Origin of the sequence: Synoicihabitans lomoniglobus, from assembly GCF_029023725.1 — a bacterium.
GTDB lineage: Bacteria > Verrucomicrobiota > Verrucomicrobiia > Opitutales > Opitutaceae > Actomonas > Actomonas lomonigloba.
In genome coordinates this window covers 5,557,674-5,575,941 of sequence record NZ_CP119075.1, presented here as the reverse complement: position 1 = coordinate 5,575,941, position 18,268 = coordinate 5,557,674, and the positions used below count along the sequence as shown (strand labels likewise).

General features: G+C 61.9%; 13 protein-coding genes. 3 read left to right on the top strand and 10 right to left on the bottom strand.

Annotation, left to right across the window (positions count from 1 at the left end; genetic code table 11):
• Nucleotides 1-7 precede the first annotated feature (7 nt).
• The gene (locus tag PXH66_RS21635; protein WP_330928306.1) at nt 8-1,654 is read left to right on the top strand and encodes a ComEC/Rec2 family competence protein; all 1,647 of its coding nucleotides are present in this window, start codon (nt 8-10) and stop codon (nt 1,652-1,654) included.
• A gap of 13 nt (nt 1,655-1,667) precedes the next feature.
• A complete protein-coding gene (locus PXH66_RS21630) occupies nt 1,668-1,949 on the top strand; it encodes a hypothetical protein (RefSeq protein WP_330928305.1) in 282 nt (93 codons plus the stop codon).
• Here the strand turns inward: PXH66_RS21630 and PXH66_RS21625 are convergent, their stop codons facing one another.
• From PXH66_RS21625 to PXH66_RS21600, 6 genes are all read right to left on the bottom strand, one after another.
• Nucleotides 1,950-2,483 (bottom strand): SixA phosphatase family protein, encoded by a 534-nt coding sequence (locus PXH66_RS21625; protein WP_330928304.1) that lies wholly within the window; start codon nt 2,481-2,483, stop codon nt 1,950-1,952. It abuts the gene before it with no gap.
• 18 nt (nt 2,484-2,501) lie between these two features.
• Nucleotides 2,502-5,207, bottom strand: coding sequence for an ABC transporter permease (locus PXH66_RS21620; RefSeq protein WP_330928303.1), 2,706 nt, complete (start codon nt 5,205-5,207; stop codon nt 2,502-2,504).
• Nucleotides 5,208-5,227: 20 nt separating this feature from the next.
• Nucleotides 5,228-5,557: a PadR family transcriptional regulator gene (locus PXH66_RS21615; protein WP_330928302.1), complete on the bottom strand. Its 330-nt coding sequence runs from the start codon at nt 5,555-5,557 to the stop codon at nt 5,228-5,230.
• A gap of 137 nt (nt 5,558-5,694) precedes the next feature.
• Nucleotides 5,695-6,468, bottom strand: a complete 774-nt coding sequence (locus tag PXH66_RS21610; RefSeq protein ID WP_330928301.1) for an endonuclease/exonuclease/phosphatase family protein — start codon at nt 6,466-6,468, stop codon at nt 5,695-5,697.
• Nucleotides 6,468-6,833: a hypothetical protein gene (locus tag PXH66_RS21605; RefSeq protein ID WP_330928300.1), complete on the bottom strand. Its 366-nt coding sequence runs from the start codon at nt 6,831-6,833 to the stop codon at nt 6,468-6,470. The genes PXH66_RS21610 and PXH66_RS21605 overlap by 1 nt, the downstream gene beginning before the upstream one ends.
• 65 nt (nt 6,834-6,898) lie before the next feature.
• Nucleotides 6,899-8,245: an FAD-dependent thymidylate synthase gene (locus PXH66_RS21600; protein ID WP_330928299.1), complete on the bottom strand. Its 1,347-nt coding sequence runs from the start codon at nt 8,243-8,245 to the stop codon at nt 6,899-6,901.
• Between the two features lie 176 nt (nt 8,246-8,421).
• On the opposite strand from PXH66_RS21600, the gene PXH66_RS21595 reads away from it, so the two are divergent.
• Nucleotides 8,422-11,061: a CAP domain-containing protein gene (locus tag PXH66_RS21595; RefSeq protein WP_330928298.1), complete on the top strand. Its 2,640-nt coding sequence runs from the start codon at nt 8,422-8,424 to the stop codon at nt 11,059-11,061.
• Between the two features lie 22 nt (nt 11,062-11,083).
• Here PXH66_RS21595 and PXH66_RS21590 read toward each other — a convergent pair whose 3' ends face one another.
• The 4 genes from PXH66_RS21590 to nuoL are packed head-to-tail and all read right to left on the bottom strand — an operon-like array spanning nt 11,084 to nt 18,260.
• Nucleotides 11,084-13,285, bottom strand: coding sequence for a hypothetical protein (locus tag PXH66_RS21590; RefSeq protein ID WP_330928297.1), 2,202 nt, complete (start codon nt 13,283-13,285; stop codon nt 11,084-11,086).
• Between the two features lie 24 nt (nt 13,286-13,309).
• Nucleotides 13,310-14,830 carry an NADH-quinone oxidoreductase subunit N gene (locus tag PXH66_RS21585; RefSeq protein WP_330928296.1) on the bottom strand — a complete coding sequence of 507 codons (1,521 nt, stop codon included), beginning with the start codon at nt 14,828-14,830 and terminating at the stop codon, nt 13,310-13,312.
• Nucleotides 14,831-14,856: 26 nt separating this feature from the next.
• Entirely contained in the window at nt 14,857-16,389 is a 1,533-nt protein-coding gene (locus PXH66_RS21580) for a complex I subunit 4 family protein (RefSeq protein ID WP_330928295.1), read from the bottom strand.
• Nucleotides 16,389-18,260, bottom strand: coding sequence for an NADH-quinone oxidoreductase subunit L (gene nuoL, locus PXH66_RS21575; RefSeq protein ID WP_330928294.1), 1,872 nt, complete (start codon nt 18,258-18,260; stop codon nt 16,389-16,391). The genes PXH66_RS21580 and nuoL overlap by 1 nt, the downstream gene beginning before the upstream one ends.
• Nucleotides 18,261-18,268 lie beyond the last annotated feature (8 nt).

The window sequence follows — 18,268 nt, the reverse complement described above, 5'->3', positions numbered from 1 at the left end:
TCTTCGCATGCAGGTTGGAACTTCGCTCAGCCACCGCGCCCCCCTACTATGGCTGGCGCTGCCCTTCGCCGGTGGCATCGCCATTGCTCATGCCACCGCCTCCCCCGTGCCGATTCCGGCAGTGGCAGCGGGGTGCCTCGTCCTGCTGGCAGTCGCAGGTCTCCTGCTTCGCACCCGTCAACGCCGATCCAGTTTGGTAGCGGTCGCGGTCGCGATCGCCGGGCTGGGTATGATCCATCATGAAACCCATCGGGCTCGGCTGCCCGACTGGGACCGCCTGCCGCAACGCGAGGCGGAGTTGATCGTCGAAGTTAAGCGCATTTTCAACACCCGCGTGCTGGAGCGCCCCCTCAGCGTGATCGGGATGATCCGCTCCGCCGACCCGCATCTTTCCGACCTCATCGGGCAATCACTCTACGTGCAGGCATGGCGTTATCACGACCCCACGGCCGTCGAGCGAGGCGCGACCATTCGTATCCGCGGACACCTTACACCGTTGCCGCGCGCCGCCCGTGGCGATGGATTCAACGCCTATCTGATTGATGCCGGCATCAACTTTCGCCTCACGCGAGGTCGGCTGCTCGAAGTCGTCAACGGCGGGTCCGGCTACGCCGTGTGGCGACAGCGCATCAAGACCGTGGCCATGCGACAGCTGGCCCGGGACCTGGAGGCGCATCCCGACCTCGTGGGTGCCCTGCAGGCGATGCTGCTGGGCGACCGCACGGGGTTGGACGAGGAGGACAAATCGGTTTTCCTACGCAGCGGAACGATGCACTTGTTCGCCATCAGCGGGCTGCACATTGGCGTGATCGCCGTGGCATTGCACGGAGCCTTGCGGCTGATGCGCCTCCCGCCCGGGCAGACGTTTGTGATCAGCACGCTGTTGTTGGCCGTCTATGTCGATTTGGTCGGAGGCACACCCTCGGCGGTGCGCGCGTGGTTGATGGTGACGTGTGTGCATGCCTCGGTGGCGTTGCGCGCTCCCGGCAATGCGGTCGCGGCCATCGGCGGTTCCATGCTACTGGTGCTGTTGCTGGATCCGCTGCAACTTTTCTCGGCCGGTTTTCAAATGAGCTACGGCATCGTGTTCGCGTTGCTGCTCTACGGGTTGCCTCTGGGAGAGCATCTCCAATCGCGCATACGACCGTGGCGGGACCTGCCCGAAACGACGCTGACCGGTCGCCAGAAATTTGCGCGGCGTCGGCTCGAAGGATTAATCATGGCTGGGGCGCTTGGTTGGGCCGCGATGATGGTGGGGCTGATCAGCGGTGTGGCCATATTCGGGTGGTTCACGCCGATCGCGTTCGTCGCCAATCTCGCACTCATGCCGATGGCATCGCTGGCGATTCTCGGCGGATTAATTGCCATGATCAGTGGCGGGCTCGGATTGATTCCCCTGGCATTGCTGGGCAATCACGCGGCGGCGCTCGTGCTGCTCATCGTCAACGCTTTGCTGGGACACGCGGTCGCGTGGCCCATTGCCTCGACCGCGGCCAGTTTCCGCCATCCCGCATGGGGTGAGTTCGGATTGGTGGCCATGCTCGCGATCATCACCATCGGCTACGTGCAAGGCTGGCCGTCGCGACCGCGGTCATGGTGGTGGCCGCCGATCGCTTTGGTTCTCGTGCTTGTCACCGGCATGCGTTTGGGCTGATTAAACTCCACCTATGAAGAGTGCCTACGAACTCGCCATGGAGCGCCTCGCCGCCTCCGACCCAGATGCCGCCAAACCCTTGTCGGCCGAAAAGAAATCCCGCCTCGCCGAGATCGACACGGTCTACCAAGGCAAAATTGCCGAGCGGGAGATTTTTCTGAAACAGAAACTCGACGCCGCCATGGCCGAGCAAAATCTCGACGAGATCGAACAGCTGCGCGCCCAAATCGGCAGCGAACGCACCCGCCTGGAAGAAGAACGCGAGGACGAGAAGGAAGCGGTGCGCCGCGGTTGATCAGGACGACGGCGGATAGCGAACGACGCGCGACGTCACCTCCCCCTCGGCCGGGTCGAGGTGCAGAATCACAATCCGATCGTATTCGTCCTCGCCCATCGGGGCAACGTCCTCGGCCCCCAGCTCGTGCGCCAAATCCGGCACCGTGTTGCTGTGTCCGACAATCAACGCGACGGCAGACGGGGGCAGCGCGTGAACGAGCTCCAGCAAGGCGGCCGGTTTCTGCGCCTCCACCACGGTCGCCCGCAAGTCATGAGCCGCCACCCCGGGGGCCGCGGTTTGAATCGTGCGTTGATACTGCGAGGTGAAAACATCCGTCACGTGGTGTTCCCCCATCAATGTCGCCAAGACCTCGGCGCGCGCCCGACCCTCGGCGCTGAGGCTCGGATCACGGGTGCCATCGTCCATCTTCTCCGCATGGCGCACCAACAAAATCCGGGCGGGCGTGGCCATCGCCATCCCCACGCCGCAGGTTAACAGCGCCACCAGCAGAAGTCTCTTCATCTCCACACCCAACCGGAGCAGGGCCGGCATGGCAAACCTCGCCGCGCGTCACTCACACTTCAACGTCACGGCCGGGTCGATCGCCATCGCGCGACGCGCCGGCAGGTAGCACGCCAACAGGGAGACCCCGGTCAACACTACCGTGACGCCGCCGAACACGGGGATATCGAGCGGATCGAGCCCCACCAACAGTCCTGCCAACACGTGCGAGAGTCCCACCGCCCCGAGCAGACCCACGACCAATCCGATGAGGATCAGCCGTAGGCCGCCCCGGATGACCAACCGAAATACGTCCCCGCGTTCCGCCCCGAGAGCCAGTCGAATGCCGATCTCCCGCGTGCGCTGGCTCACCGAAAACGCCACCACACCATACACGCCCATCACCGCGAGCAGCAGCCCGACCAGACCCTGCGCCCCCGCCATGAACGCCGCCATGCGCATCGGCATGTAGCCAAATGCCGTCGTGCGCAAATGCTCGTCCATGGTCTGGACGTTGTAAACCGGCAGGCTCGGATCGAGTTGCTGGAGCACTCGCTGCACCCCGGGGATCACCGCCGCCGGTTCGCCTTTGGTGCGGATGAAGAGCGTGACCGGAGCATTGTAGGCCTGGGCCAACGGCTGCAGATAAGCCGGGCGCGGGTCCTCGCTGATCATTACATATTTGCCCGTCGCCATCACGCCCACCACTTCCATCGGCTCGCCCCAACGTTGGGTGAGTCGCTGACCAATCGCATCCTGACCCGGCCACAGCTTCGCCGCCAACGCTTCATTGACCACCACGACCGGCGGTGACTCCGCTGTATCCTGACGCTCGATACCACGACCGCGCAACAGCGACACGCGCATGGTGGACATGAAATGTTCGTCGACGAGATTACTGGCCGCCTGCAGCTCGCCCTCGCGTCGTCCGGTTTCATCGAGCTTGGGCGCGGCGGCATCGGCCACGTCACGCAAACCGGGGTTGTTGCTCATCGGCAACACATTGCCCAACGCCACCGAGTCGACTCCCGGCAACGCTCCGACCCCGCGCGTGAGATCATCCAAAAAGGTCTTCCCCTGCACGGGCGAATAGCCCTGCAAATCGAGGTCGATGGACGCCAGTGCCACCTGATGAGGATCGAAGCCGAGCTCCAGGTGCGACGCTTGTTTGAGACTGCGCAGGAACAGGCCGCCCGCAACGAGAACCACGGCACAGAACGCCACCTGCGACATCACCAAGCCATTGCGCAACCAGTGCCGCCGACGCCCCTGCCCGCCGGAGCCGCCTCCTTTCATCACTTGTTGCAGATCCACGCGCGTCGCCCGCAACGCGGGCAACAATCCCGTCACCAGACCCGCCAGCAACGACACGCCGACCGCAAAGACAATCGACCAGTAACTGCCCTGAACCGATTCCGTCGCGATCGGCATGTCACCACTCGGCGAAAGCCCCGCCATCGCGATACCGGCCACGTAACTGAGCCCCCACCCGACCACTCCTGCCAGCGTCGCCAACAACAGACTCTCGGTGAGCAACTGTCGCGTGAGACGACCCCGGGTCGCCCCTACGGCCGCACGGATGCCCATCTCCCGCTGCCGCGACGCTGCCCGGGCGAAAAGCAGATTGGCCACGTTGGCGCACGCGATCAGCAAAATCATCAACACCAGCGACAAAAACACCGCCGCCGCCAACGGTAGGAATCCACTCACGCTGGGTTCGGGACGACTGCGTTGCTCCGGCACCACTCGCGTGACCACATCATCCATGGAACCGCTCGCATGCAGCGGCGCGATGCGCTGATCCACCACGGCCAGCTCCACGCCGATACGGTCGACGTCGTAGCCCGCCGCTCGCCGGCCCACCACCCGCCAGGCATTCCAGTTGCGATCCGTAAACATATTCTCATCCCAGTGAATCAGCGCCGGTGCCATTTTGGCCGGCAACCAGGCGGCCGGGGCGATGCCCCACTGCGCACCGTCAAACTTCGCCGCCGCCACACCCACGACTTCGCAGGCCTGTCCGTTGATTTGCACCGCACGCCCGACCACGCCGGGATCGCCGCCCAACCGATCCTGCCAATACCGATGGGAGACTACGACAATCGGATCCGCTCCGATAGCCTCGCCCTCACCCGGAAGAAACAGCCGCCCCAGATGCGGTTGCGTGCCCAGCATCGAAAAATAGTTGGGACTGACCAGCTCCACCCACGTGCGATGCGGCACCTTGCCCGCCCAACCCAAGTGCACCGGACGCATCAAAATCGCCACGGCGTCCGCCACTCCCGGGACTTCATCCCGATAGTCCTCGTAGTCCGCCCACGACACGGAGGAGGCAAATTCGTTGCGGGGATCGTCTCGCGTTAAAACAACCAGTTCCGACGGCGCCTTTACGCCCTCCAAGGGCTGGAAAAAGAAGATGTCGACCATCGAAAAGATGGTGATGTTGGCGCTCAGCCCGAGGCCGAGCGTCATCACCGCGACGAACGTGAAGCCCTTGTGCTTGAACAGCATCTTCGACCCGTAACGCAGATCCTGCCGCAGGTGCGCCAGCCAGGAAAAGCCCCGCGCATCGCGGCCGGCTTCGGCGATGGCGTCGGCCGGTCCAAACTGCAGATTCGCCGCGCGTGTTGCGTCGCGGCGCGACATACCCGCCGCGAGGTTGGCTTCGATCTGCGCCTCGCGATGATACCGCATCTCCTCCGCCATTTCGGCGTCCACCTGGCGGCGTTGGAAAAGGGTGCGAGCGGCGTGGATGAGTCGGGCAAGTAAGTTCATGGCGAGGGGCCTCCGGCAGTTTAGTCCGCCTTGGCCAACACCTGGCTGACGGCGCTCGTGAGGCGCGCCCACGTGGCCTCCTCAGTCGCGAGTTGTTTACGACCGGTGGGGGTCAGGCGGTAGAATTTGGCGCGACGATTGTTTTCCGAGACGCCCCATTCGGCTTCGATCCACGCCTTGCGCTCCATGCGATAGAGGGCCGGGTAAAGCGACCCTTCTTCGATGCGCAACGCGTCAGCCGATAACAGATGGATTTTCTGGGCGATGCCAAACCCGTGCATCGGGCCGGCGTTGAGCACGCGCAAGACCAGCAGATCGAGGGTGCCTTGGAGTAATTCGAGTTTGCTCATGATGTTCCCTAGATTCACTAGGGATACGCTTCTTCCCTAGACGCACAAGGGTAAAGTGGCGACATGAATCCCCTGCAGGGTGAAGCGCGCGAAAAATCGAGGGCAGTGACATCGGCTCAACCGATGTCAGCATTCGCTCACTCGACGAACGAGAGGTCGGCGACCACCGGGAGATGATCCGAAGCGGTGGAGGGGACCACTTGGTGACCCACGCAGTGCAATCCCTCGTTATAAAAAATGTGATCCAGCACGTAGGGACGTCGCAGCCACGTGACCTCGGTCTGCTGCACGGTGCGAAAACCGACCTTGCCGTATTGCGCGACGAGTTCGGCGTGCGCGCTCACATTAAAATCCCCCGCCAGCAACGTCGGTCCCTGGGCTCGCGCCAACAGGTCCTGGATTTGCTGTCGCTGGGAGCCGTGCGTTCCGCTGCTGCTGCGCAGCATGAAAAACGCCAGCAAATGGGTGTTCAAAATCGTCACTTCCCGTCCGCCGATCTGGGTGCGAGCTCCGATCAACAGGCGATCGGTGGGCGTTTTGGTTTCCCCCATGAACTCAAACTCCACCGGCGGCGAAGGTATCTCGTGCCGCTCCGTCTCCGTGAGCGGGGTGCGGGACAATATCGCCAGACCGATGCCGAACGGCAGCTCCCGCTCGTCCTGTCGAGGGTAGCTGAAAAAACAGTCGTAGTCCGGCAAGGCCGCTCGAATCCGGGCGAGATTGGGCGGAGGGTCGATTTGCGCGCCACCGGGTTGAGCCCGCTCAACCTCCTGCAACGTGATGATATCGGCGTCATGCCGTTTCATTTCCGCGATGGCTACTTCGAGATCAATGGGCGCGTTGTCCGGATCGGCCGCATCCCAAACCTGACCGAACTGCATGTTGAACTGAAGAAATCGAAACGGCTTCATCAGGGTCGTTTCTTCTTAAAACGCAGGGCGGTCGGGTTCGGGCGAGCGGTTTTCAGCAACCGCGGCGACGTCACCTTTCCGAGTTGTCGCAGTCCCGACAACGGTCGGGTCGATCGGGAGATGATGGCGTCGCGCTCAACCACCTGGAAAAGCGACGGCTTCGAGCGGGTCAGCGCCGCGGGAGTGCTGGCGGGTTGCAGCACCTCTCTGGACACACGGGCCTGATCGCGGGTGGAAATCTGGGCCAGCTCGGCCGGAGCACGCGATGAACTCGACTGAGTGTCAATGGTTTGCACCAAGGGCTTGGCCATGGCGGCACCAGGCAACGACCCCCAGGCCGCCGCAATCACGAGCGATGATATCACGAAGCGCCGCATGCGTTCACGAAGGCTTGATTGCCAACGACCTACGGCAAGCCAATTTTGCCGACCTACTCCGGCTCGGCCATGCCTTCGACCACCCATTCCCGCGCTTCGGGCACGTGCTTGAGGAACTGTTGCAGGACCGCGCTGCAGTGTTCGGCATAGCGAAAATGGGCGCCCATCCCGGTTCGCAGTTCCACTTCGTAGATGAATTTATCCGCGTGCGTGCCGTGCTCAAACGGCGTCTGTGCGCCCAATAACAGCGAATAAACGTAGGCCGCCGATCCCCGTTCCATGAGCTCGCGGGTCAACGCGGCCTGATCTTCCAACAGTGCCGTGTGGGCCGCCGGATCGATTTCGGGAGGCAGGTAAAAACCAGCCTGAATACAGGGCGTCCACCTATGACCAGTGCGGTGGCGGTTGAGGTCGCGCAGCTCGGCCAGCGCCATGTTGTTCCACGCAAACGTCACGCGCATGCGACGGGTGGCGAGGCCCTGATAACCATACCGATTGGCGCGATGCTTGAGGGCCTCGGACACCGGTTGCGCGTCCGGCAACCACGGTGGGGTTGCCCGATCAACATGGACCCACGTTTCGTCGGCCAGCGGGGTCGTCGACAATCGCTCCAGTCCCATGGCCAGACTCGCCTGCAGCTCCTGTTCGGCCTGGGCTTGATAGGACGTTTCCGCGAAGCTGTGGCGCATGAGTCGCGGGGACTGTTTTACGAGTTCTTCACGGATGAGTTTCGCCGCCGCGCGAGCTTCGGGGTGCGGCAGCGAATCGAGGTGCTTCACGGTGGTGGCCCACATGCGCGAGGTCTGCACCAGCGCGAGATTCGTGCGCGTCGCCATGGGGATGAAGTAACGGGCGCGATCCAAGGCGAAGTTCTTGCGCAACCGCGTCACCACGGCCGGTTTCGCGCCCTCCGGGAGTCGGATGCGCTCCGGCTCCGCCTCACCCAGCGCGTCCAGACGAGCGTATTCACTCGCGTAGGCCGCAAACGACCGGGCCATGATATCGCGCCAGCGCGGGACCAGATCCTTCGGAATGCCAATCTCCGCCGGATCAGGCAGATTGTCCGCGTTCATCGTGATGTAACGCGTGCTCGACTCCTGCCCGTCGGCCATTTGCGCGATCTCGAACATCTTTAACGCCAACCACATCGACACGTCGTCGAGCGCGATGGCCAGACCACCGGTCAGCCCGCCGATGGACGCATGCCCGTAATCGACAAACTTGAGGATGCGGTCAATCGACGCATCCGGGTTGGCAATGTCGACCTTGTCGAGGATGGCGTGAATACCGTCGTTACTCCGGGAATAGCGGGCCAGAACCGACGCCAAAAGCTCCGGCGTGACTTGGGGCAGATCCGAAGCGGTGGGGGGCGGAACGAGGGCGAGTCCGGTGATGCGCATCAACCGAGATGGCCGCAAAATTCAACCCCGAGCGCAAAGGCAAAACCCATCACCCGCGCCACAAATCGATCGCCATGACCGAGCCCGCCCTTGTGTCGCAAAGCATCTGCACGTTTTCTTCACCAAAACTCCCCGCCCGCGGCCCCAAGTCCGCTCCCATTACGCACCTAAGCTCTATGTCTTCCCGCCTGCCCTTTCGGATTCTCGTATTAGCCCTGCCCGCTCTGCTGGCCGCCCAGCCCACCGCTCCCACGCCTGCCGACATCGATCGGCTCGGGGCGATGTCGGAGATTAATCCCAAGGTTCAAGCCGACGGCGAACCGTGGACCATGGACACCGGGTCACGCGAGGAGTCCCGCCAGTTTTACCGCGCCATTTACGGCGTCTCCGAGGGCGTGCCATCCGGCTGGGACGGTGATACGGCCAGCGGCACTCCGGGCACGACAACGGCCGCGTTCAAAGAAGCCGTGCGCAACCGCGTAAATTTCTACCGCGCCTTCGCCGGTCTGTCCGGCAACGTGTCGATGAATGCGCAATACTCCGCCAAAGCTCAGCAGGCGGCGCTCATGATGAGTGCCAATAGCGCCCTTTCGCACAACCCCCCCTCGTCCTGGACGCATTTTACCACGGAGGGAGCGGAAGCCGCCGGGGCCTCCAACCTCGGTATTGGCACGTTTGGTCCGGAAACCATGGACGGCTACATGCGCGACCACGGACCGGGAAACACCCAGGTCGGTCACCGTCGCTGGATACTGTATCCGCAGACCCGTGAAATGGGCACGGGAGACGTGGAAACCCAGGGAAGTTTCGCTCCGGCGAATGCGCTATGGGTGCAAGACAGTCGAACCTTCGACGCTCGTCCCACCACCCGAGACAACTTCGTCGCCTGGCCGCCGAAGGGCAACGTGCCCTACCAACTCGTCTGGCCGCGTTGGTCGTTTAGTCTCAACAATGCGGACTTCTCCGCCGCCACCGTCTCCATGACACGTGACGGCAGTCCCATCAGCACGACGATCGATGCTGCCACCGGCGGAGGCGGCGCTCCGGAACCCACCCTGATTTGGCGCTACGACGGGCTCTCCGGCGACCTGCTCACATCTCACGACCGACCCACTGCCGACACCTCCTACGTGGTTTCGATTAACAACGTCAGCGTCAACGGCAGCGCGCAGAACTTTTCCTACACGGTCAACGTATTCGACCCCGACGTCGCAGGCGATGACTCGTCCACCCCAACGATTAGCGGCTCCAGCACTCCCTCCACCGGTCAGGCCACCCCTTACGCCGTCAATCTCCCCTCCTTCGCCAGCGGTTTACAATGGCGCGAGCTGGGAACCGATTCGAACGGAAGCATCGGCTATGGGGCCGAAGAAATAAATTCGCACCCGGAAATCGACGGCACCAGTGACAGTTACTCCCTCTGGGTCACGGGAGTCGCCGCGACCGGCAACGGCGCCTTCTATCTCGCCCACCCCGAACCTTCCACACAGTCGTTCCAGCTTCCCGGCACTTACCTGGTCCCTCCCAACGGTGCCGGCACGCTGGCGTTCAATTCCCGGCTGGGGTTTGCCACCGCGACGCAAGTTGCCCGCGCCGAGGTTTCCACCAACGACGGCCAACAATGGACCGCAGTCTACGAGAAAGCCGGCAACGGAAGTAACTCCTCGCCGACGGAGTCATCCTACCAAAATCAATCAATCAGCCTCGCGGCATACGCCGGTCAGGCGGTGCAGGTGCGATTCTCCTACCGCCACGAAGGGGGCAGCTTCTTTTCCCAGACCGACACTTCCTCGGGTTGGCTCGTCGACGATATTCGAATGACGGGTCTCATGGCGGTCACCGCGACCTCCACCAGCGCGCACATCACCGGATCCAATTTCGACTACACTCCCTCCGCGCCGGGGATCAAAATCCTGCAGGCACGCGGCATGTTCTTTGGGAACTACGGCATGGACTGGGGGCCGGCATTTACGGCCTTTGCCCAAGAAGGGGGCGGTGACCCCACCGGCGACAGCCGCATCGTGAATCTCTCCGTGCGCGCCAACGCGGCCTCGGGCAACGATACTCTCAATGTTGGCATGGTGGTCGGCGGCACCGGCACCAAACCACTCCTCATGCGGGTTGTCGGTCCGACCCTAACAGACGCTAGGTTCAACCTCACCGGAGTTGCGCCCAATCCCGCACTGCAAGTGTTCACGGAAGGTGCGATCACGGCCTCCAACGACAACTGGGATGCCAGCCTCATCAACACGTTTAATAGCGTCGGTGCGTTCGCGCTTGTTGATGGCTCGGCCGACGCAGCGCTGGTGACTAACTTGTCCGTCGGACCTCCACACCCCGCGATTGTGAACACGCAGGGAAACAACGGCCTTGTAATCGTCGAGGCGTATGACTTGGAAGATCCAGCCGTAGGCACCGCACGCCTCGTCAACGTCTCCGCGCGTAATCAAGTCGGCACCGGCTCAAACGTGCTCGTGGCGGGTTTCGTCATTGGAGGCACTGGTTCCAAAACTCTGCTTATTCGTGGCGTTGGCGCGACCCTGGCCGATTCTCGATTCAATCTTACGGGAGTATTGGCTGATCCGCAGATCATAATCCGTCCGCTCGGTTCCGATGAAATCGTAGCCAGCAACGACAATTGGAACAACGATGCTAACATAGCCGCAGTCTCCCAAACCGTCGGCGCCTTCTCATTGAGTTCAAACGCAGACGCCGCCGTGCTCGTCACTCTCGCCCCCGGGGGCTACACCGCCACCGTCAGCGGCGTGAACGACACCACCGGCATCGCCATCGTCGAGGTCTACGAAGTCGAGTAACTCCAGCGCCTTCGGCCGCCGCCTAAGGGGCGTTCACTTCGTCGCCATAGGTCGTGATCCCCGGACCGGCGACCGGCTGCCATGTGCCCCGGTAGCCGTCCGGCCACAGCAGATTGACCCACCGCAAATCCGACCAATACGTCCAGTCGAACGAGTTGATACCGTGCGGCCCCGCATCGACCTCCAGTCGCAGTTCGACGATGTCTTGCGCCACCCGCACGTGAAACATCTGCTCGCCCCGATCCGACTCGCGATTCACGGGATCGAGGGTCCGCGCAAAGAGAGTCGTGAGTGATCCATCGATCTTCACGCCGAGGACCCGAAACGTGGCCCCGTCCGTCGCCCGCTGCGGATCGGAAAACGAGCCGTCGAAGAGACCAAATCCTCCGTGAAACTCAGCGGCCCGTCCCGGGAGTCCAGCGGTCGTGTGCATGTGACCGGGCGCATGGATCACCACATTGCGGCCACTTTGGTAAGGCGCCTCTCCCCAACCTGCCACCTCCGACCAATCGGACAGCTCAAGCCGCCGCACGAGGAGCGGATTCTCATCGCGGGCCGTCTTCGGCGTCACCCGCCGGTAAACCTCAAAATAGGCGTCGGCCAACAGGTAATAGTGCCCGGGAATCGGAGGCACCTGATCACGCACATTGAAGGTCCGGGCCAAGGTATAGTCACGCGGGAGCAGTTCAGCGTCGCGCCGCTGAATTTCGTTCCGTTCAGCATCCCGCAGAACCAACCAATCCGGTTCGAGCACCCGGATGACTTCCGGCCACCAAAAGGGATCGCCCCGATGAAGCAGCGCCCGCTGCGCCGCCACCACTTCCGGTGAGCTGAGGCCTGGAAAATCGAGCATCTTCAGACCCGAAAAGTAACCGATGTAACCCAACGGTTCGAGGTAGACGGTGTCCGCCGGTGACGAGGCATGCTCCCGCAACCATTCGCCGATCACTCGCCGGTTGCCCCACTCCACCAACTGCTGCTGCCACTTGAGTTGGCGCGCGGCCATGGCGGAATTGATGACCAAAAACGCAAGAGCCCCCACCACGGCAAATTTGATCGTCATGGCAAAGACCGGACGGCGCAGCACGGTCACCAACCAACCCGCGACGAAACCGAGCGCGATAATCTCAAAAAACGTGAACGCCGGCAGATACCATGGCACTGCAAAACCCACCAACCCCACGATGTAGAACTGTCCCACGCAGCCGGTGAAGGACGCCACACGAGCCAACCACGGCACCCGCGGCCACAGCCACAGCGACATACCGATCACCGCCAGCGAAAACGCGAAGAGACGCGTCCAAGCCGGCCATTCCACGTAGGGCGCATAGGGTGGCAAGAAGGTGGCGGACAAAAGCTCCGGATGCTCCCAGAGGTTCGTCACGAACTTCGTCAACGAGCGCCACAAGTCCGTCTCGTTATACAGACTCTTCGCCACCATGGTGTGAGGAATCGGCGTCCCGTAATACCATTGGGCCCACAACAACCAGGGAGCATAGATCACCGTGGTCACAAGACCGGCCAGGAGCATCTGCCGAAATCGGGGGGTCCAGCGGGCTTCTCCCGGGATGCCCGGTCGCCACATGACAGCCGCCAGCGCCACCGCCGCGATGTAGATGCATGCATCCGGCCTGCTCCACATCAACAGTCCCCATGAGGCCCCCAAATGCAGCGTTTCCCGCGAGGGCCGGACGACCAATGTCCACAGCGTCCAGGCAAAACCAAACAACAGAAACGGCGTTTCCATGCCGTTGGTCGTGTAGTCGAGGCACTTGGACTCAATCGCCACGGCGGCGGCCACCATCGCGCCCGTGCCCGACGCCAGCAATTTACCTCCCGCGTGGCGGACCGTGAACATCACCAGCGTGGCAGCCCCCGCGAAAGCGAGTGCGCCCATGACTCGAAAAATCCACAACGTCGCCATGTCCGAGCCGCGTCCCGCCAGCCAGTGGCTCAGGGCCGGCAGCAGCACGCCCAACGGAGACGTGAACGTGTGCAAACGCTCCCCTATCTGAAAAACCAGCCCGTTGCCCTCGGCGAGATTCTTCGAGGCCCGGTAAGTGATGAAGTAGTCCTCCCAGACGTGGCCGGTGTAACCCGCCCAAGCCAGTGACAGGAGCAGGACCAGACCGAAGCACAGTCGGGCGGGATGGCGTTGCACAAAGTCCCGCGTGCGGGACCCCGATGTGGTCGGTGAATCGGTTGCCGCGGGAACGTCTCTCACGTGGGGAACCGCCCGACGAAACGGTTAGTTGAGTCCCAGCCAGGCGCCGATCGGGCCTTGGTAGAAACCGAGGAAAACAGAAGCCAACGCGACCGTGGCGAGCAACACTCCGGCCGCCATGCTCACCGGTTGACGCGGCGGCTCGGGTATCGGGTCGTCGCCTTCAAACACGGGCGGACGCCATTGCGGGAAGAAGGCGGCCTTGATCCAGCCAAAGTAGTAGTAGATCGACAACATCACGCCGATGATGGCGACTCCGAGCAGGGGATACAGACCCGCTTCGAACGCGGCCATGAACACGAGCAATTTGCCCATGAAACCAGCCAGCGGCGGGATGCCTGCCAACGAGCCCAGTCCCACACCCAGCACTGCCCCGAGGAACGGATGCGTCTTGGCGAGATCGGAGTAATGATCGAGATCCTGGTCGGCATCGTCGTCACCCGACACGTGGGTCATGACGCCAAACACCGCGAACGAGCCCAACATGTAGGCAAAGAGATAGAAGCAGATCGCGCCGACGGCGAACGACACTTGGGTGGCTGCGATCACGCCGATCATCAGGTAACCCGCGTGTGATACACCGGAGAGACCGATGAGACGTTTGACGTTGTGCTGGGTCAGCGCGGCGATGTTGCCAAAGATGATCGTGACCATGGCCATCACGGAGAGGACCTTGACGACCAACCCTTCGTAACCACCAAACACGGAAACGAGGATGAGCAGCAGCGCGAAACCCGCCGCCTTCGAGCCGACGGCGAGAAACGCGGTCACCGGCGTCGGCGCACCTTGGTAAACGTCCGGGATCCAGATCTGGAACGGCACCGCGCCGATCTTGAACGCGACGCCCGAGATCACCAACACGATGCCGATCGAGGCCAGCAGATTGTTGGGATTGGCGTAGAGGAAGGCGCGCAGCGCGTCGAAGTTCATTGAGTCGGCGGTGTGACCGACAAAGGCCGGGTTACCCGCCACGCCATAAAGCAGCACAATACCGAAAAGCAAAATGCCCGAGCTCAACGCGCCCATGATCAGGTATTTCAAACCGGCCTCGAGCGAGAGCGGGTTCGTGCGCGTGTAACTGACCAGAATGTAGAAGCCGACCGTGACCGTTTCGAGGGCGACGAAGAGCATCACAAAATGGTTCACTTGCGAAAGCAGCATCATCGCGCCCGCCACCACCAGGGTGATCGCAAAAAACTCGACCTTGGGCATCTTCTGGCGGCGCAACGCGACCGCGCCGAGAATACTCACACCCACAGCGGCCAGCAGGAAAAACAGCCGCATGAACTGGCCGAGACCGGTGTGCTTGATCAGGCCGTTAAACGTCACCGCGCCGATGGGAGCCGTGCCGTAGTTGATCACGAATGCGCCCACGATGCCGAGCAAGCCGGCGATCGAGATGGACGGGATCACGTTGTAGAGCCGCTTGGGCAATGTGATTTCGAGGATGAGGAGCAGCAACGCGAGACAGCCCACCATGAGTTCGGGCGCAATGGCGGACCATTGGTTGGAAGCGGCGGCTTGTTGCAGAAGTTCAGTAGACATCGCGGGACGAAAAAGCTGGGCGGTGATCAGTTGCTGGCAACGTCCATCGGGACGATCGCTTGAGCCGCGGGATAGATTTCAGAAATCGAATCGTTGATGGCGGTGGACATCGCCTTCGGCCAGAAACCGAACACGAGCAACGCGATCAACAACAGGAGTGCGGGGACCTTTTCCGCCCACGTGAGATCGGTGGCGGGCTTTTCCGCGAGCACTTTGTCAAAGGCTTCGGTGGAGGGGCCGAAGAATACTTTGGCCGCAGCGCGCAGACCGTAGATGGCCGAGATGATGACGCCACCGATGGCGATCACGGTGAGCCATTTGAACTTGGCCCAGGCCGCGACGAAGATGGTGAGCTCGCCCCAGAAGTTGGCGAAGCCCGGCAGACCGATGCTGGCCAAGGTCGCCGCCACGAAAAACGCGGAGAGCACCGGAGCGTGTTTCACCAACCCACCCATCTCATCGAGGTCGAAGGTCTGGGTGCGGTGATAAATGCTGGTCGAAAGCAGGAAGAGCAGCGCGGCGGAAAAACCGTGGGCAACCATCATGAAGACCACGCCACCGGCGCCGACGACCGACAAACAAGCCACGCCGAGAAACGCGTAACCCATGTGCATGACCGAGCTGTAACCGACGAGTTGCTTCAGGTCGCGTTGGGCGATCGCGATGATGCCCACGATGAGCACGTTGCCGACCACACCCAATGTCGCGAGGATCAGCGCCCAATGGCTGGCCCCCTGCGGCAACAACGGCAGCGCGACTTGGATCAGACCGTAGAGACCAAACTTCTTGAGCACGCCCGCATGGAGCATCGCCACCGAGCTCGGTGCCGCCCCGTAACCGAGCGGCGCCCACGTGTGCAGCGGCCAGAGTGAAACCAGAATACCGAAGCCAAACATCAACAGCCCGAAGATGTTTTGCTGAGCGACGGTCGAAAGCCCCTGCGCGGCCACGGCGTCACGCAGTGCGATCATGTCGAACGTCTCCGCGCCCGATTTATAGTAAATCGCAATCAAACCGATCAGCGAAAGCATCGCGCCGATCGTCAGGTAGATCGTGAGCTTCATCGCCGCGTAGTTGCGGTCACGTCCGCCCCAGATGCCGACCATGATGAAGGTAGGGATGAGCGCGAGTTCGTGAAAGAAGTAGAAGTAGAACACGTCCACGCTGGCGAACACCCCCATCAAGCCGCCCTGCATGATGAGCAGGAGCATGAGGTAGGTGTTCAACCGTTCCGCCGCGGATTGCAGCGCGTAGAGTCCGGCCGCCAGACCGACGATGCCCGCCATCACGAACAAGGGCAGCGAGATGCCATTCAGACCAAGGGTCAGGTTGATGCCCAAAGCGCCCAAGCCTGTGTCGTAGGTGGTGAGAAACGCATAGGTGCCTTCCGTGGGAGCGCCGCCGAAGCGATACCACGCGCACAATCCCGCCAGGGCGGGAATCGCAAACGCCACGTAAGCAAGTTTCTTGGCCAGCGTTTGCGGCAGGCCCAACGCCATCGCCAGCGCCAAAGCCAGCGGTGAAACGATCGCAAAAAGTAGAATATCGAAACTTTGCATCAGAAAAGACCTCCCGCGAAGCCCCAGAGCATGATCACTCCGAGTAAGAACCAATAAACGTAAGCGTGCAGACTACCCACATGCAGCGCGCGCGCGCCGATGCCGAAGAGGCCCACGAAGCCCGCCAGACCACGAACGATGAGACCGGCGAGTAGAATCTGCTCGAGGAAGTTCAACAGCATCGCGAACCGATCCTGGATCTTGGTCACGTAGTAATTGTAAGCCACGTCGAAGGATTCCTTCACGGCAGTCAGACCAGTGAAAAGTGCCGGTGACTTGGTCGCGAGTCCGTCGGACGCCGACGGCTTGTAGAGCGCGAACGCCAACCCTGCGCCGATGCCGAGGATCGCCAGGCTCATCACGTAAACGCTGATGCCTTCCGCGTGCGGAATTTGCGACCACACGCCGTCAAAGTGATGACCATAAGGACTGAGCGGGCCGTGAGTTTGACCAGCAACAATCGCGAGGACCGCCAACACGATCAGCGGCACCGTCATCGCGAGCCCACTTTCGTGCGCCGTCTTGGATTCCTCGCTGCGGGCTTCACCAAAGAAGGTGATCCACCACATGCGCACCATGTAGAACGACGTCAGCACGGCCGTGAAAACCAAAACCCCAAACACGTTCGGACTCTTCGCCTGCGCGAGATGGAGAATCGCATCCTTGGAATAGAACCCGGAAAAGAACGGCATGCCGACGATGGCCAGCACCCCGATCGTCATGGTCACGAAGGTGATCTTCATCTTCTTCGCCAGACCGCCCATCTTGAAAATATTCTGCTCGTGATGGCAGCCGTGGATGACCGAACCGGAACCGAGGAACAGCAGCGCCTTGAAACAGGCGTGCGTGATGAGATGGAACATCGCCGCGCCGACACCGGCCGCGATCATCATTTCATGTCCGTCGTGTTCGACCACCAGCGAACCTAGGCCAAACGCCGCGACCATGTAGCCGAGTTGTGACAGCGTGGAATAGGCCAGCACCTTCTTGATGTCGCTCTGCACGATCGCACACAGCGCCGCGTAAAGCGCGGTGATCGTGCCGATCCACATGATGACGTTGAGGGCATCGGCAACCATGAGGACTTCGATGCGGCATAGCATGTAGATACCGGCAGCGACCATGGTGGCCGCGTGGATCAAAGCGGAAACGGGCGTCGGGCCTTCCATCGCGTCGGGCAACCATACGTGCAGCGGCATCTGGGCCGATTTGCCGAGCGCACCGCAGAACAGAAGCAACGGAATCGCGGCGGACAACATGGCGCCACCGGCGACTTCCGTCGCGATCTCGCTCAGGTTGACCGTGCCGAAAGCGTAGTAGCACATCAGGATGCCGATCAGGAATCCGAAGTCGCCAATGCGGTTGACGATGAACGCCTTCTTCGAGGCATCAGCTGCGGACTGCTTGTGGCAGTAGTGGTTGATGAGCAGGTAGGAGCTGAAGCCCACGAGCTCCCAAAATACGAACATCATGAACAAGTTGTCCGCGAGCACGATGCCCAGCATGGAGAACATGAAGATCGACAGACCGCCAAAGAACCGGGCCTTGGCCTGGTCGTCGTGCATGTAGCCGAGCGAGAAAACGTGGATACAGAAACCGACGACACCGACCATCGCGAGCATGAGGGCGGCGAGGTCGTCGAACTTGATGCCGAGAGACAGACTGAAGTCACCAAAGGCGAACCATTCGTGCGAGACCTCGAAGCGATGGCCGCCATACGCGAGCATGACGCCCGTGACCGCAATCACGCCCGCCGCCGCCGTGGACAGGTAGGACGCGAGCGCACCGGCGCGACGCAGGAACAACGCGATGACCGTCGCCGAAACGAGCGGGGTCAGCAGAGTGAGAAGAGCGAGTTGTGTGGACTCCATCTGGAAAA

Coding starts and splice junctions, on each gene's coding strand:
- PXH66_RS21635 (WP_330928306.1), top strand. CDS start 8: ATGCAGGTTGGAACTTCGCTCAGCCACCGCGCCCCCCTACTATGGCTG.
- PXH66_RS21630 (WP_330928305.1), top strand. CDS start 1,668: ATGAAGAGTGCCTACGAACTCGCCATGGAGCGCCTCGCCGCCTCCGAC.
- PXH66_RS21625 (WP_330928304.1), bottom strand. CDS start 2,483: ATGCCGGCCCTGCTCCGGTTGGGTGTGGAGATGAAGAGACTTCTGCTG.
- PXH66_RS21620 (WP_330928303.1), bottom strand. CDS start 5,207: ATGAACTTACTTGCCCGACTCATCCACGCCGCTCGCACCCTTTTCCAA.
- PXH66_RS21615 (WP_330928302.1), bottom strand. CDS start 5,557: ATGAGCAAACTCGAATTACTCCAAGGCACCCTCGATCTGCTGGTCTTG.
- PXH66_RS21610 (WP_330928301.1), bottom strand. CDS start 6,468: ATGAAGCCGTTTCGATTTCTTCAGTTCAACATGCAGTTCGGTCAGGTT.
- PXH66_RS21600 (WP_330928299.1), bottom strand. CDS start 8,245: ATGCGCATCACCGGACTCGCCCTCGTTCCGCCCCCCACCGCTTCGGAT.
- PXH66_RS21595 (WP_330928298.1), top strand. CDS start 8,422: ATGTCTTCCCGCCTGCCCTTTCGGATTCTCGTATTAGCCCTGCCCGCT.
- PXH66_RS21585 (WP_330928296.1), bottom strand. CDS start 14,830: ATGTCTACTGAACTTCTGCAACAAGCCGCCGCTTCCAACCAATGGTCC.
- PXH66_RS21580 (WP_330928295.1), bottom strand. CDS start 16,389: ATGCAAAGTTTCGATATTCTACTTTTTGCGATCGTTTCACCGCTGGCT.
- nuoL (WP_330928294.1), bottom strand. CDS start 18,260: ATGGAGTCCACACAACTCGCTCTTCTCACTCTGCTGACCCCGCTCGTT.